The organism is Methylobacterium aquaticum, from assembly GCF_001043915.1.
Lineage (GTDB): Bacteria > Pseudomonadota > Alphaproteobacteria > Rhizobiales > Beijerinckiaceae > Methylobacterium > Methylobacterium aquaticum.
The window spans coordinates 1-659 of sequence record NZ_LABX01000348.1; the positions used below are offsets into that span (position 1 = coordinate 1).

The 659-nt window shown below is 71.8% G+C and carries 1 protein-coding gene; it reads left to right on the forward strand.

Going from position 1 to position 659, the window contains the following annotated elements:
• Nucleotides 1-180 precede the first annotated feature (180 nt).
• Nucleotides 181-558 carry a gamma-butyrobetaine hydroxylase family protein gene (locus VP06_RS31645; protein ID WP_048467795.1) on the forward strand — a complete coding sequence of 126 codons (378 nt, stop codon included), beginning with the start codon at nucleotides 181-183 and terminating at the stop codon, nucleotides 556-558.
• The last annotated feature ends 101 nt before the right edge of the window (nucleotides 559-659 follow it).

Sequence of the window (659 nt, forward strand, 5' to 3'; positions counted from 1 at the left end):
GGCCGGCACGGACGCGGCCGGCATCGGATCGTCGGTACGGGGACCCCACATGCGCTTCAATTTCCTCGGCGGGACTTAGGGCTCTGGCGGCCGGGTGTCGGCCTGCATATGAGCGCTCGTGAGACCGCGGGCAAGTTGTGCCTGAGGCGCAGGAAGACGCAACCCATGGAGACGCAACCCATGACCGAGCCGGTAGACTGGCCGACCGAGATCCGGCTGTCGCGCGACAAGCGCACGCTCCACGTGACGTATGCCAGCGGCGCGGCCTACGCCCTGCCGGCGGAGTACCTGCGGGTCGAGAGCCCCTCGGCCGAGGTCCAGGGCCACGCCCCGTCCGAGCGCCAGTGGATCCCGGGCAAGCGCGAGGTCCAGATCCTGGCGGTGGCGCCGGTCGGCAACTACGCGGTCAAGCTCACCTTCGACGACATGCACGATACCGGCCTCTACGCCTTCGATTTCCTGCGCCGCCTCGGCGAGGAGCAGGCGACGCGGTTTGCCCGCTACGAGGAGGAGCTGGCGGCCCGGAACCTGAGCCGCGAGCCGGCGCGGCGGCGATGATCAGCCCGCCGCCGGGGCGGGCCGCGACGCCGCTGCGAGGCAGAGCGCCGCGACCGCCACCGCGAGCGGCCCGAACGACACCCACAGGACCACGTCCCAGC

Excerpts from the sequence above, each read along its gene's own strand:
- VP06_RS31645 (WP_048467795.1), top strand. The coding sequence starts at position 181 with ATGACCGAGCCGGTAGACTGGCCGACCGAGATCCGGCTGTCGCGCGAC.